This window comes from Pseudomonas sp. GV105 (assembly GCF_003058185.1).
Classification (GTDB): Bacteria; Pseudomonadota; Gammaproteobacteria; order Pseudomonadales; family Pseudomonadaceae; genus Aquipseudomonas; species Aquipseudomonas veronii.
In genome coordinates, this window is sequence record NZ_QBUF01000012.1 from 168590 (window position 1) to 182709 (window position 14120).

General features: G+C 62.2%; 14 protein-coding genes. 7 read left to right on the forward strand and 7 right to left on the reverse strand.

Translation table 11 applies throughout. From position 1 onward, the window contains the following. A complete protein-coding gene (locus C8K66_RS22895; RefSeq protein WP_017844834.1) occupies positions 1-1149 on the reverse strand; it encodes an efflux RND transporter periplasmic adaptor subunit in 1149 nt (382 codons plus the stop codon). A 286-nt stretch (positions 1150-1435) separates the two neighbouring features. Between C8K66_RS22895 and C8K66_RS22900 the strand changes: the two genes are divergently transcribed. After that, entirely contained in the window at positions 1436-2068 is a 633-nt protein-coding gene (locus tag C8K66_RS22900) for a TetR family transcriptional regulator (RefSeq protein WP_108526007.1), read from the forward strand. A gap of 296 nt (positions 2069-2364) precedes the next feature. Here C8K66_RS22900 and C8K66_RS22905 read toward each other — a convergent pair whose 3' ends face one another. Genes C8K66_RS22905 through C8K66_RS22915 form a run of 3 tightly spaced genes read right to left on the reverse strand, consistent with a single transcriptional unit; the run spans position 2365 to position 4954 of the window. After that, positions 2365-3420, reverse strand: coding sequence for an alkene reductase (locus C8K66_RS22905; RefSeq protein ID WP_057004747.1), 1056 nt, complete (start codon positions 3418-3420; stop codon positions 2365-2367). Positions 3421-3447: 27 nt separating this feature from the next. Beyond that, positions 3448-4614 (reverse strand): MFS transporter, encoded by a 1167-nt coding sequence (locus tag C8K66_RS22910; RefSeq protein ID WP_017844837.1) that lies wholly within the window; start codon positions 4612-4614, stop codon positions 3448-3450. A 13-nt stretch (positions 4615-4627) separates the two neighbouring features. Continuing rightward, positions 4628-4954, reverse strand: coding sequence for a helix-turn-helix transcriptional regulator (locus C8K66_RS22915; protein ID WP_017844838.1), 327 nt, complete (start codon positions 4952-4954; stop codon positions 4628-4630). A gap of 154 nt (positions 4955-5108) precedes the next feature. On the opposite strand from C8K66_RS22915, the gene C8K66_RS22920 reads away from it, so the two are divergent. After that, the gene (locus C8K66_RS22920) at positions 5109-5693 is read left to right on the forward strand and encodes an ACP phosphodiesterase (RefSeq protein ID WP_017844839.1); all 585 of its coding nucleotides are present in this window, start codon (positions 5109-5111) and stop codon (positions 5691-5693) included. A gap of 109 nt (positions 5694-5802) precedes the next feature. Here C8K66_RS22920 and C8K66_RS22925 read toward each other — a convergent pair whose 3' ends face one another. Both C8K66_RS22925 and olsB read right to left on the reverse strand, forming a co-directional pair. After that, positions 5803-6594, reverse strand: a complete 792-nt coding sequence (locus C8K66_RS22925) for a 1-acyl-sn-glycerol-3-phosphate acyltransferase (RefSeq protein ID WP_057004749.1) — start codon at positions 6592-6594, stop codon at positions 5803-5805. Then, entirely contained in the window at positions 6594-7349 is a 756-nt protein-coding gene (gene olsB / locus C8K66_RS22930) for an L-ornithine N(alpha)-acyltransferase (RefSeq protein ID WP_017844841.1), read from the reverse strand. The genes C8K66_RS22925 and olsB overlap by 1 nt, the downstream gene beginning before the upstream one ends. Before the next feature lie 185 nt (positions 7350-7534). Between olsB and C8K66_RS22935 the strand changes: the two genes are divergently transcribed. The 4 genes from C8K66_RS22935 to C8K66_RS22950 all read left to right on the forward strand — a co-directional run bounded on the left by C8K66_RS22935 (position 7535) and on the right by C8K66_RS22950 (position 10777). Further along, positions 7535-8617, forward strand: a complete 1083-nt coding sequence (locus tag C8K66_RS22935) for a serine hydrolase (RefSeq protein ID WP_108526009.1) — start codon at positions 7535-7537, stop codon at positions 8615-8617. Then, on the forward strand, positions 8614-8928 hold the full coding sequence (locus C8K66_RS22940; protein WP_017844843.1) for a hypothetical protein: 315 nt from the start codon (positions 8614-8616) through the stop codon (positions 8926-8928). Before C8K66_RS22935 ends, C8K66_RS22940 begins: the two co-directional genes overlap by 4 nt. A gap of 99 nt (positions 8929-9027) precedes the next feature. Further along, positions 9028-9618 carry a YceI family protein gene (locus C8K66_RS22945; RefSeq protein WP_017844844.1) on the forward strand — a complete coding sequence of 197 codons (591 nt, stop codon included), beginning with the start codon at positions 9028-9030 and terminating at the stop codon, positions 9616-9618. A 1-nt stretch (position 9619) separates the two neighbouring features. Then, positions 9620-10777 (forward strand): phosphatidylserine/phosphatidylglycerophosphate/cardiolipin synthase family protein, encoded by a 1158-nt coding sequence (locus C8K66_RS22950; protein ID WP_057004751.1) that lies wholly within the window; start codon positions 9620-9622, stop codon positions 10775-10777. 181 nt (positions 10778-10958) lie between these two features. Here C8K66_RS22950 and bglX read toward each other — a convergent pair whose 3' ends face one another. Beyond that, positions 10959-13250 (reverse strand): beta-glucosidase BglX, encoded by a 2292-nt coding sequence (bglX, locus tag C8K66_RS22955; protein ID WP_108526011.1) that lies wholly within the window; start codon positions 13248-13250, stop codon positions 10959-10961. 241 nt (positions 13251-13491) lie between these two features. Here bglX and C8K66_RS22960 point away from each other — a divergent pair, with 241 nt between their 5' ends. After that, complete coding sequence (locus C8K66_RS22960; protein WP_046384408.1) at positions 13492-14103, forward strand: LemA family protein; 612 nt, start codon at positions 13492-13494, stop codon at positions 14101-14103. The last annotated feature ends 17 nt before the right edge of the window (positions 14104-14120 follow it).

A 14120-nucleotide genomic window follows, 5' to 3' on the forward strand; every position in this document is an offset into this window, starting at 1 on the left:
TTACTCCCCTTTGCCAGCAGCAGCGGCAGCAGGAGCGGCGGTACCGGCAGGCTGGGCGTTGTCGGCGTCCTTGACCTTGACCTGGACGCCCGGCTTGACGTACTGCAAGCCTTCGGTGATCACACGGTCACCGGCGTTCAAGCCTTTTTCCACCAGCCAGTAAGCGCCGGCGGTGCGGTTGGCGACCAGCACGCGCTGCTCAACTTTGTTGTCCGCGTTGACCACCAACGCCGTCGGGATACCCTTGAGGTCTCGGGTCACGCCTTGCTGCGGTGCCAGGATCGCCTTGCTGTTCACACCGGCTTGTAACTGGGCGTGTACGAACATGCCGGGCAGCAGGGTGTGGTCAGGGTTGGGGAACACGGCGCGCAGAGTGACCGAACCGGTGGTCTGGTCAACCGACACTTCGGAGAACTCCAGTTTGCCGTCCAGGCCATAGCTGCTGCCGTCTTCCAGGGTCAGCTTGACCTTGGCGGCATTGGCGCCGGCTTTCTCCAGTTGGCCGCTTTCCAGGTCGCGGCGCAGCTTCAGCATTTCAGCCGAAGACTGCGTGACGTCGACGTAGATCGGGTCCAGTTGCTGGATCACCGCCATGGCATCGGTCTGGCCATTGCTGACCAGCGCGCCTTCGGTGACCGAGGAACGCCCGATACGCCCGGAGATCGGCGCGAACACCTTGGTGTAGCGCACGTTGATTTGGGCGGTTTGAACGTTTGCTTCGGAAGTCATGCGGTTGGCGACGGCGGTGTCGTATTCCTGGCGGCTGACGGCCTGCTCGTCGACCAACTGCTTGTAGCGGTCGGCGATCGACTTGGTCTGGGACAGGCTGGCCTGTGCGCTTTTCAGGGTGGCGTCATAGACCGACGGATCGATCTGATAAAGCTGCTGGCCTTCTTTTACATCCCCGCCTTCCTTGAACAGGCGCTTGAGGATGATGCCATTGACCTGCGGACGGACTTCCGCGATGCGGTAGGCGGTGGTGCGGCCTGGCAGCTCGGACGTCAGGGTAAAGGCTTGCGGTTGAAGGGTGACCACGCCGACCAGAGGAGTTTGAGCGGGCGGAGCCGCCTCTTCCTTTTTACATCCGCTGAGCAGCGATGCCAGGGCGACGGCAGTGACCAGAGCGGTAACAGCTGGCTTAAGTTGCATGAAGATCCTCGGGTCAGGCGCGCAGATTGCGCACAAGAAGGGTGGAAGGGTAAAAAACAAGCTGTGAGTAGATAAGTAGCTTGCTACGCAATATACTTACGTTCATGGTTGTTTGTAAACTCTTGACAGGCTTCGCGCGGTGTTGACACAGCACCGCCCCGAGCCTCGATTTTAGTACGTTCGGCGCCCATGACGGTGTCGTCCCACAATTATTCAGATGCTCGTTAGCGCCTATTAAAGCAGCGTTACCGATAGTCCCACATGTTTTGATTGAGGTTTTATTGCCATGGTCCGTCGCACCAAAGAGGAAGCTCAGGAAACGCGCAGCCAGATTCTCGACGCCGCTGAGCAGGCCTTTTATGAGCGGGGTGTAGCGCGGACCACACTGGCGGACATCGCCGCGCTGGCCGGGGTAACGCGAGGCGCCATCTATTGGCACTTCAGCAATAAGTCCGACCTGTTGCAGGCATTGCTCGACACCCTGCACGAACCCCTGGACGAGCTGGCCAGGGCCAGTGAAAGCGAGGATGAAGTCGACCCGCTGGGGTGTATGCGCAAGCTGTTGATTCATCTGTTCCATCAAGTGGTCCTGGACCCGAAAACCCGGCGCATCAACGAAATCCTGATTCATAAGTGCGAGTTCACCGATGAGATGTGCGACATGCGCCGTCAACGCCAGACCCACAGCCTGGAGTGCAACCTGCGTATCAGCCTGACCTTGCGTAACGCGGTCCATCGCGGGCAACTCCCGGAAAACCTCGACACCACGCGCGCAGCAGTGTGCATTCATGCCTACATCAATGGCTTGTTGGGCCAATGGCTGCTGGTGCCGGACAGTTTTGAGCTGCACCAGGAGGCTGAGCGTTGGGTCGATGCAGGGCTGGACATGCTGCGCTTGAGCCCTAGCCTGCGCAATTAAGTCAAAATATGTAATTGCATCCAATTGTTTCAACAGTAAAGCCTAAGGGCGGGCAATCGTCCTGCTGACTTATTGGTGGGATGACTTTATATACGGGCTGGCGGGTGGTTGAAAGATAGCCGCCTAAGTATTTTGTAGCGTTTTTGTTGCAAGGCTGTGAAGGAATGTTTCTCCGGACCGCTGAGATCTAATGTGGGAGGGAGCAAGCCCTCTCCCACATTTGATCCGGGGTGTTTTCCCGATCGGCGAAAAAAAGCCCCGGTTCTTGCGAGCCGGGGCTTTTTCGTTTCAACGCATCACAGCGCCAGCGTCGGGTAGTCGATGTAACCGACCGGGCCCTTGGCATAGAAGGTTTCCGGGTGCGCCTGGTTCAGCGGCGCATTGGCTTTCAAGCGTGCCGGCAGGTCCGGGTTGGCAATGAACGGCACGCCAAAGGCCACCGCATCCGCCTTGCCCGAGGCCAGCCAGGCGTTGGCGCTGTCCTTGGTAAAGCGTTCGTTGGCGATGTACACGCCGCCGAAGGCTTCTTTCAATTGCGGGCCGAGGCTGTCAGCGCCTTCTTTTTCACGCGAGCAGATAAAGGCGATGCCGCGTTTGCCCAGTTCGCGGGCGACGTAGGTGAAGGTTTCGGCCAGGTTGTCGTCACCCATGTCGTGGGAATCGGCGCGCGGTGCCAGGTGGACGCCCACGCGGCCGGCGCCCCAGACTTCGATGGCGGCGTCGGTCACTTCCAGCAGCAGGCGCGCGCGGTTTTCCAGGGAGCCGCCGTAGTTGTCGGTGCGATGGTTGGTGCTGCTTTGCAGGAACTGGTCGAGCAGGTAGCCGTTGGCGCCGTGGATTTCCACGCCGTCGAAACCGGCGGCCTTGGCGTTCTCGGCACCGGTGCGGTAGGCGTCGACGATGTCGGCGATTTCAGCGGTTTCCAGGGCGCGAGGCGTTGGGTAGTCGGCCAGCGGGCGGACCAGGCTGACGTGGCCTTTAGGCTGGATCGCACTCGGCGCCACCGGGGTTTCACCGTTCAGGTAAGAAGGGTGGGAGATCCGGCCGACGTGCCACAGTTGCAGGAAGATCTTGCCGCCCGCGGCATGTACGGCCTTGGTCACATTGGCCCAGCCACGTACCTGATCGTTGGACCAGATGCCCGGGGTGTCCGGGTAGCCCACGCCCATCGGCGTCACGGACGTGGCTTCGCTGAGGATCAGCCCGGCGGAGGCGCGTTGTACGTAGTACTCGGCCATCAGCGCATTGGGCACGCGACCGGCGTCGGCACGGCAGCGGGTCAGCGGCGCCATGATGATGCGGTTCGACAGTTCCAGGTCGCCCAGTGTGATCGGATCGAAAATAGTCGTCATGGGATAACACCCTTCTCTTTAAGTTGATCAGTTGGTCGCAGGGGCCAGGTCGGCATCGCCGCTCTGACGGAAAGTGATCAGGGTCACCAGCAGCGCGAGGATCGCCAGGGCCGCGGCGGCCAGGGGCACGCTGGTCAGGCCGAAACCGTGGGCAATCACGCTGCCGCCGACCCAGGCGCCGAGGGCATTGCCGATGTTGAAGGCGCCGATGTTCAAGGTGGACACCAGGTTCGGCGCGGCCTTGCCGAAGGTCACCACGTTGATCTGCAGCGCGGGCACGGCGGCAAACGAGGCGGTGGCCCAGAGGAACAAGGTGATTTCGGTCGGGATCACCGCGATGCTGGTCCAGGTCAGCGCGGTGGAGACCACCGCCATGCTGATGAACACGCCGATCAGGGTGGCGGCCAGGCGTTTGTCCGCCAGCTTGCCGCCGATGATGTTGCCCACGGTGAGGCCCAGGCCGATCAGCAGCAGGGTCCAGGTCACGCCCTTGGGCGATACGCCGGTGACGTCGCCGAGCAGCGGCGCGACATACGTGAAGAGGGTGAACATGGACGCGGCGAACAGCGCAGTCATGGTCAGCGACAACCAGATGCCGGCGCCCTTGAGGGCGGCCAGTTCGGCGCGCATGTCGAGTTTTTCTTCATCGCGCTTGGCCGGCAGGAAGCGGATCAGGCCGATCAACGCGATCACGCCGATCACGGTCACCGCCCAGAAGGTCGAGCGCCAGCCGGCTTCCTGGCCCAGCGCCGTACCCAAAGGCACGCCCAGTACGTTGGCCAGGGTCAGGCCGGTGAACATCAAGGCCACGGCGGACGCACGCTTGTTGGCCGGCACCAGGTTGGCGGCGACCACCGAACCGATCCCGAAGAACGCACCGTGGCACAGCGCAGTGACCACGCGGGCAAACATCAGCACGTTGTAGTCGCTGGCCAGGGCGCAGAGCAGGTTGCCGATAATGAAAATGCCCATCAACGCGACCAGCGCGGCCTTGCGTGGCAGCCTGGCGGTGGCCAGCGCCATGAACGGCGCGCCGATGGCCACGCCGAGGGCGTAGCCGGTCACCAGCCAGCCGGCGCCGGGAATCGACACGCCCAAGTCCGCCGCCACATCGGGCAGCAAGCCCATGATGACGAACTCGGTGGTGCCGATGGCGAAGGCGCTCAGGGCGAGGATGAGGAGCGAGAGGGGCATGTGCGTGTCCTTGTTACAGTGGTGCGCGGATTTCAGAACTGAGCTCAGTGATGAGCGCAGTGAGGAAGGCTTGGATCGTTTCCTCGTTGCGTTTGAAAAAGTGCCACTGCCCGGCCTTCTGGCTGCTGATCAATCCCGCCCGTTGCAAGGTCGCCAGGTGGGCCGACACGGTCGACTGGGACAAGCCGCAGCGCTGGTCGATCTGCCCGGCGCAGATGCCGTATTCGTGGTTGTGCAGTTGCTCGGGGAATTGCACTTTCGGGTCTTTCAGCCAAGTGAGGATGTCTCGCCGTACTGGGTGCGCCAGGGCTTTTATTATTTCGTCGAGGTCGATGGACATGGCGGTTGCTCGGTGTCGTAAAGCGTTATATCGCGATGAGGCGAACTTTAAATCGGTATATCCCGATATTCCAATATGATTTCGGTCTTAGGCCAGACTGAATCGGTATATCGGGTTATAACGATGCGTTGACGGCAGTGATAGACTGCACACCATGAATTATCTCGCACATCTGCACCTGGGCGGCCAACTTCCTGCGCAACTGCTGGGCAGCCTGTATGGCGACTTCGTCAAAGGTCGCCTGCAAGGCCAGTTCAGCCCGCCGATCGAAGCGGCCATCCAGTTGCATCGTTCCATCGACCGTTTCACCGACAGCCATCCGCAGGTCGGCGAAGCGTTGTCGCGCTTTAGCCTGACGCGCCGGCGTTATGCCGGGATCGTCCTCGATGTGTTTTTCGATCACTGCCTGGCGCGGGATTGGGCGCTGTATGCCGAGCAGCCCCTGGAACACTTCACCTCCCAGGTGTACCGCGTGCTGGCGGCCGAACCGCAGTTGCCGGGGCGGCTGGCGCAGATTGCGCCGTACATGGCGGCGGATGATTGGCTGGGCTCATACCGCGAGTTCGCGGTGATGGAGCCGGTATTGCGGGGGATCTCGCGGCGCCTGACGCAGCCTGAGGAACTGGGCCATGCGATGCAGGAATTGCGCACGTTATACGAACCGTTGAGTGAAGACTTCCGGCTGTTCTATCCAGAGTTGCAAAAATTTGCACAAACCCAACTGACCACTGAGATCTAAATGTGGGAGGGAGCTTGCTCCCGATGGCGGTGGTTCAGTCAGCACATGCATTGACTGACACACCGCCATCGGGGGCAAGCCCCCTCCCACATTGTTGACTGTGCTCGCTTCAGGCTGCGAATGCCGGCCGAACCGCAATCTGCTCTGCTTCCGGCAGCGGCCCGAACAACGCCTTCTGCACCGCCTGCTGCGCCTGGAACGCCAGCGCCGCGCGTTCCTGCCCGGCACAGGCAATCGGCGTGAGCACATGGATTTCCACATCGCCCTGGTCGTTGGCAAACAGGCGCATCAGGTGCGAGAGCAAATCGTCATCGCCAATGAACGGCGCCAGCGGGTCCACTTGCCCATCGCGCAGATACCGGATCGCCACCGGTTGCAGCGACACATCCGCCTCGATCGCACTGGCCAGCAGGCGCCCGTGAAAGGTGCGCAGGCTGCGCCCGTCGGTGGTGGTGCCTTCGGGGAACATCAGCAGCGGGTGTTGCTGCTCCAGGTGACGGGTCATCTGTTTGCGGATCAGTTGGCTGTCGCCTGAACCGCGGCGAATAAACAGGCTGCCGGCCTTCGCCGCCAACCAGCCGGCCACCGGCCAGGTGCGGACTTCGGCCTTGGACAAGAACGACATCGGCGTGACCATGCCCAGCAGCGGGATGTCGGTCCAGGACACGTGATTGCTCACCCACAGCATCGGTGTCTGCGGCAATTCACCGTGTACCGTCACGCGAAAGGGCAGGGCGTTGGTCAGCCGCGACATAAAGAACCGCGACCAACGCTGACGGCGCACCATCGAGTTGGCCACCCCCAGGCGCTCGAACACACCGAACACACTGGCCATGCTCAAGCCCAGCGCCACCACCAACAGTACCCGGGCGATCCGCGCGTACACGCGCACGCGGCCCATCACATGGCCGCCTTGAAGTGGCGCGCATAACGCGGGCACAGCTCATCGCGCTTGAGCAGAATGAACACGTCGGCCACCTGGAAATCTTCATCCCAGCACGGCTCGCCGCAGATCTTCGCGCCCAGGCGCATATACGCCTTGAGCAGCGGCGGCATTTCCGCGATGACGTTGGACGGCAGGTCCAGCGCCGGCAGCGGTTTTTTCGGCTCGGCGCGCAGGTGTTCGTTGCACAGGTAGCGTTCGCGCAGGCGCTGCATGATCGCGTGGGCCTGGATGCCGCCATCGTGCATCGGGATGCTCGCGCAACCCATCAGGTAGCTGTAGCAGCCCTCGTTGAGCACTTCGGCCAACTCGCCCCACAGCACTGCAATGGTGCCGCCGTTGCGGTAGGCCGGGTCGACGCAGGTGCGGCCGATTTCCAGGATCGGGCCCTGCAAGTGCAGCAGGCCATGCAGGCTGAATTCTTCTTCGCTGTAGAACCGGCCCAGGGTGCTGGCGGCCTGGTGATCGAGCAAACGGGTGGTGGCCACCAGTCGACCGCTGTTCAAATCCCGCACGCCGATGTGGCTGCAGTGAACATCATAGTCATCCATGTCCAGGCCCAGTTCCGCGCCTTTCAGCTTGGCGTTGAACTCGCCGCTGAACACGTTGAACCGCAGGGCCTGGGCTTCTTGCAAAGCCTGGGCGCCGATCAGGCGTTCGGCTTGCAGACGGCGTTCATTGCCGGTGTCGCTGATGCGGGCGATCTGAGTCATGGCGAATCTCCGAGTGCCAGCCACGTTCCGGCCGGTCGACTTGTTTGTCCAAACTCAGGCTATGTAGGCTCGGTGTCATCTCCATGAAGTTACGGTGACGCTTAGATGACAGGCACTTATGTCGCCAATCTGTCATCGGCCTCGGCTAGGCTCGCGGGCTTGAATGCCCCCTTGAGTTCGTGTCCATGGTCAGAGGCTTGTTGTGCGTTGCCCTGTTGTTAGCCACCGTCACCACCCGCGCCGAAACCTGGCCTGACAAAGACTGGGCCAAGGGCACGCCGATCGAAGGTCCCGCTGTCGATGCCCTGAATGCCTACGCGTTTCCCCGGCGTGACGACGCCACGCGCCAAGGCATCCGTACCGACGCGCTGCTGGTGATCCGCGATGGCGAAGTCATCTACGAGCGCTACGCCATGCCCACCACCGCGAGCACGCCGCACCTGACCTGGTCGGTCAGCAAAAGCCTGATGGCCACCGTGCTGGGCGTGGCCTACGGCGAAAGCCGCTTCAAATTGAGCGACCCCGTCGCACGTTTCTACCCGCCGATGAAACAGCATCCAAGCGTGACGATGGCCGACCTGCTGCACTGGGCCTCGGGCCTCGATTGGCAGGAAGATTACGAATATGCCCCGCTGAAATCCTCGGTCGTCGCGATGCTCTACACCCGCGGCCGCGCCGACATGGCGGAGTTCGTCGCCGGCATGCACACCGCCCGCGCGCCGGGCGAGGCCTTCCGTTATTCCAGCGGCGACAGCAACCTGCTCTCCGCCGCGCTCAAGGGCATGCTCGGCCACAAGGCCTACATGAGTTACCCGTGGGATGCGCTGTTCAAGCCGCTGGGCATTCATAACGCCACTTGGGAAACCGATGCCGATGAAACCTTCGTCGCCTCGTCCTACGCCTACCTCACCGCCCGCGACCTGGCGCGCGTCGGCCTGCTGATGGCGCGCGACGGTCGCTGGCGGGAGCAACAACTGGTACCGAAAGCCTGGGTCGATTTCAATCGGCAACCGTTCGATCACTACAAGGCCGGCCAGGACGAAGCCGTGCCCGGCGGCCATTGGTGGCTCAACCGCGCCGTGCAGGGCGCCCCAAGACCCTGGCCCGACGCCCCCGCCGACACCTTCGCCGCCCTCGGCCACTGGGGCCAGGCGCTGTATGTCATGCCCGACGAACATCTGGTGATCGTGCGCTACGGCGATGACCGCGACGACAGCTACCGCCACAACGAACTGCTCAAACGCGTGCTGGCGGCGGTGCAGCCATGATCCGTCGTCGGCCGTTTACCAGTCTTTTCCTGCTGCTGTTGCTCGCCGTGCTGGGCTGGGGCTGGCACGAGCGCGTCAACCTGCAAGCCTTCCCCGACATCATCGCGGCGTATACGGCCAAGGAGTACTGCTCGTGCCGGTATGTGCAGAATAATCCCGCCGAGTATTGCCGGGGGTATGTGAAGCAGTACGTGCCGATCAGTGCGTTCACCGATGACCCGGAGCGCAGTGAAGTCAGCGCCAGTGGATTGGGGCGTACCCATACGGCCAGATGGTTGGGCGAACATCAGGGCTGCCGCCTCAACCCCTGACACGTCATCTCCGAGGTGGGGGCGGCTTTGTCAGCTACATTGCGCCCGGCAGGCGGCACAGTTAAGGTTCGTTCAGGTTTTCCGCCCCACGAGTCTTTAATGTTCAACGCGTCTGTCATCAAACCCCTGGCCTTCGCCCTGCTGGCCGCCGCCGCCGTGCCTGCCCACGCGGACTGGTACCTGGACAACGAGTCCTCGCGGCTGTCGTTCGTCACCACCAAAAACACCGAGATTGCCGAGGTGCAGCGCTTCCTGGTGCTGCACGGCAAGGTCGACCGCAACGGTGCGGCGCAGGTGGAAGTGGAGTTGGAGTCGGTCAACAGCGGCATCCCGCTGCGCGATGAGCGCATGCGCAATCAACTGTTCGAGATCAAGACCTTCCCCGAAGCGCTGATCAGCACGCAGATCAACCTGCAACCGATCAACGACCTGGCCCCCGGCGCGCAGTTGGAGTTGCGCCTGCCATTGAGCGTCACGCTGCATGGCAAGACCCACACCTACAACGCCGAGCTGCTGGCCACGCGCCTGGATGATCGGCGTTTCCAGGTGGTGACCCTGGAACCGCTGGTGTTGCGCGCCGAGGATTTTGAGCTGGTGCCGGGTGTGACGGCGTTGCGCAACGCGGCTGGGCTGGCGTCGATCAGTTTGGCGGTGCCGGTGGGTGCGGTACTGATCTTTACGGCGCGCTGACATGAGCGGCGCAGTGTTCCCGTGGCGCAGCGCCAACCGTTTCGAGTTGTTGATCGACGGGCCGAGCTTTTTCCCGCAAATGCTGGTGGACATTGCCCGGGCAGAGCATCAGGTGGATCTGGAGTTATACCTGGTGGAAGCCGGCGCCTGCGCCGAAGTCTTGGTGCAGGCGCTGGCGCAGGCGGCTGAGCGGGGCGTGCGGGTGCGCTGCCTGTTCGATGATTACGGCAGCCTGGCGTTCACCCTCGGGTTGCGTAAGCGCCTGACCGACGCCGGTGTGGAACTGCGTTTTTACAATCGCCTGGAATGGCGGCGCTGGATGGGCAACCTGTACCGCGACCACCGCAAATTATTGCTGGTCGATCAAGGCATCGCCGTGGTCGGCGGCACCGGCGTCACCGATGAGTTCTGGACACCGGGGCAGGACAGCGCCGACTGGCATGAAGTGATGGTGCAGATCGACGGCCCGCTGGTGCTCGACTGGCAAGCGCTGTTCGACCGGCAATGGTTGGCCAACGACGACCGCCGCGCCTGGAAACCGGCCACCCATTTCGGCTTGCCGCACTTGCCCAAAGTACCGCCGACCGGGTCTGGTCTCGGCCGTGTTGCCTATGCCGACGCGCGCCAACACCGCGATATTCTGCACTCGCTGATCCGCGCGCTGAGCAGCGGCCACCGGCGCATCTGGTTGGCGACCCCGTATTTCCTGCCCACCTGGGGCGTGCGTCGGGCCTTGCGCCGGGCGGCGGGGCGCGGCGTGGACGTGCGCTTGCTGCTGACCGGCCCGCGTACCGATCACCCGTCCGTGCGCTACGCCGGGCACCGTTATTACCCGCGTTTGCTGCGCTCGGGCGTGCAGATATTTGAATACCAGCCGTGCTTCCTGCACCTGAAGATGGTCTTGGTGGACGATTGGGTCAGCATCGGCTCGTGCAACTTCGACCACTGGAATTTGCGCTTCAACCTGGAAGCCAACCTCGAAGCGTTGGACCCTGCGCTGACGCTGGCCGTGGCCGGCAGTTTCGAACGGGATTTTGCCCAGAGCCAGGCGGTGAGCCTGGAGGCGTGGAAGTCGCGGCCGTTATGGCGGCGGGTGAAGCAGCGGGTGTGGGGGTGGATCGATCGGTTGGTGGTGAACCTGCTCAATCGACGCGACTGACGCGCCCAACTCACCCAACGCGCTCAACTCGCTCAACGCGCTTAATTCGCTCAATTCGCTTAACTGTAGGAGCGAGCTTGCTCGCGAAAAACCTGAGAACAACGCGTTCATTCAGCATGAGCGCGTCATCGTTAACGGTCTTCGCGAGCAAGCTCGCTCCTACAGAGGGCGGGGGCGGGCGTTAGAGCAGCTCGAAGGTCTGCTGCTGCACATCCTGGGAGTCCAAGCCGATCTGCACATTGAACTCACCCGGTTCCGCCGCGAACTTGAGCTGGCTGTTGTAGAACTTCAAGTCCTCTTCGGTAATGGTGAAGTGCAACGTGCGCTCTTCGCCAGCCTTGAGCATGACTTTCTGGAAGTTCTTCAGCTCCTTGATCGGGCGGATCATCGAGCCGGCCACGTCCTGGATATACAGCTGCACCACGGTTTCGCCGTCGACCTTACCGGTGTTTTTCACGGTGACGCTGGCGTCGAGCTTACCGCTCTTGTTCAGGGTGGTGGACGACAGCGCCATGTCCGACAGGCTGAACGTGGTGTAGCTCAAGCCATAGCCGAACGGGAACAGCGGCCCGGTGGTGTCATCGAAGTACTGCGAGGTGTAGTTGCCCGGCTTGCCTGGGGTAAACGGCCGGCCGATGGTCAGGTGGTTGTAGTAGGTCGGAATCTGCCCCACCGAACGTGGGAACGTGATCGGCAGCTTGCCCGACGGGTTGTAGTCACCGAACAGCACGTCGGCGATGGCGTTGCCGCCTTCGGTGCCGGCGAACCAGGTTTCCAGGATCGCGTCGGCTTGCTGGTTTTCTTCGAGAATCGACAGCGGACGGCCGTTCATCAGCACCAGCACCAGTGGCTTGCCGGTGGCTTTGAGGGCCTTGATCAGGTCGCGCTGGCTTTGTGGGATGTTCAGGTCGGTGCGGCTGGACGATTCGTGGGACATGCCACGGGACTCGCCCACGGCGGCGACCACCACGTCGGCATCCTTGGCGGCCTTGACCGCTTCGTCGATCATCACCTGGGCCGGGCGGGTGTCATCCACCACTTCCGGGGCATCGAAGTTGAGGAAGTTGAGGTAGTCGACCACGGCCTTGTCGTTGGTGATGTTGGCGCCACGGGCATAGATGATCTTGCCCTTTTCACCGATCACCGCGTTGAGGCCGTCGAGCAGGGTCACCGATTGTGCCGGCTTACCGGCGGCGGCCCAGCTGCCCATCATGTCGATGGGGGCCTTGGCCAGTGGGCCGACCAGGGCGATGGTCGCGGATTTTTTCAGCGGCAGGGTGTCGTTCTGGTTCTTCAGCAGGACCATGCTGCGGCGTGCTATGTCTCGTGCATCGGCGCGGTGCAGACGGCTTTCGGCGTAGGTGTCGGCCGGGTCGTCCTCGGCCTTGCCGATGCGCAGGTACGGGGCTTTGAACAGGCCCATGTCGTACTTGGCGCCGAGCACTTCACGCACGGCGTTGTCGATGTCGCTCTGCTCGATCTCGCCGGACTTGAGCAGCCCCGGCAATTCCTTGCCATACAGCGAGTCGTTCATGCTCATGTCGATGCCGGCCTTGATCGCCAGCTTGGCGGCTTCACGCCCGTCCTTGGCCACGCCGTGCTTGATCAGCTCGAAGATCGCGCCGTGGTCGCTGACGGCCAGGCCCTTGAAGCCCCAGTCCTTGCGCAACAGGTCGTTCATCAGCCAGGTGTTGGCGGTGGCGGGCACGCCGTTGATCGAGTTGAGCGCGACCATCACACCGCCGGCACCGGCCTTGATCGCCGCGTGGTACGGCGGCAGGTAGTCCTGGTACATCTTGACCGGGCTCATGTCGACCACGTTGTAGTCGCGACCGCCTTCCACCGCACCGTACAGGGCGAAGTGCTTGACGCTGGCCATGATGCTGTCGGCATTCGCCGCGCTGCTGCCCTGGAAGGCCTTGACCATCACTTCGGCGATGCGCGACACCAGGTAGGTGTCTTCACCGAAGCCTTCGGAGGTGCGGCCCCAGCGCGGGTCGCGGGAGATGTCGACCATCGGCGCAAAGGTGATGTCGAGGCTGTCGGCTGCGGCTTCCTGGGCGGCAATGCGCCCGGAGCGGCCGATGGCGTTCATGTCCCAGCTGGACGCCAGGGCCAGGCTGATCGGGAAAATCGTGCGGTGGCCGTGGATCACGTCGTAGGCGAAGAACATCGGGATCTTCAACCGGCTGCGCATGGCCGCGTCCTGCATCGGACGGTTTTCCGGGCGGGTGATGGAGTTGAAGGTGCCACCGATGCGGCCGGCGGCGATTTCCTTGCGGATCAGCTCGCGGGGCATTTCCGGGCCGATGCTGATCAGGCGCAATTGGCCGATCTTTTCATCGAGGGTCATCTGCTTGAGCAGGTCGCTGACGAAGGCGTCCTTGTCTTTAAGCGCAGCAGGCTTTGTTTCTGCCCAGACGGGGTGGGTGGCCAGAGTGGCAACAAGGCCGAGCAAACACAGCTTCTTCATGAATATCCTTTTTCGGCGCACTGCACAGCGGTTAGGCTGATCGGCCAAAATGTGGGGAGCGTCTATTGTTGTTCGGGTGTCGTTCAGAAAAATGCAGCACACTCTGAACTCTTTATCGCGCTGGGCATCTTTTTAGCTGATTGGCTCGATGCATTCCAGTAGTGGGGGCGGATTATGCCCCATGTGCGCGGTTTATAGGGCGAGTCGTCAAATTCCATCAAGGTTGGGCAGGAGAAACACCATGCAAGCAGCACAAGGTTACCGCTGGGGCTTGAAGGCCGCGGCTTTGCTATTGATCAGCACAGTGCTGAGCGGTTGTGGCATCAACACCATTCCGACCCTGGATGAACAGGCCAAGGCGGCCTGGGGCCAGGTGCAGAACCAGTATCAACGGCGTGCCGACCTGATCCCCAACCTGGTGGAGGTGGTCAAGGGTTACGCAACCCATGAACAAGACACCCTCACCGCAGTGATTGAAGCGCGGGCCAAGGCCACGTCGATCCAGGTCGACGCCAGCACCCTGGACAACCCGGAAAAACTCAAGCAGTTCCAGCAAGCCCAGGACGGTTTGAGCAGTGCGCTCAGCCGCTTGATGGTGGTGTCCGAGCGCTACCCGGACCTGAAGGCCAACCAGAACTTCCTGGCCCTGCAGTCGCAACTGGAAGGCACGGAAAACCGTATCGCCGTGGCGCGTCGCGACTTTATCCAGGCGGTGCAGGCGTACAACACCGAGATCCGCACGTTCCCGGGGCGCCTGTGGCACAGCGTGATGTACAGCGATCTGCCGATCCGCGCCACGTTTGAAGCCACCAGTGCCGATGCCGATAAAGCGCCGCAAGTGAAGTTCAAATAAAGCTGCATTGAGGTGTC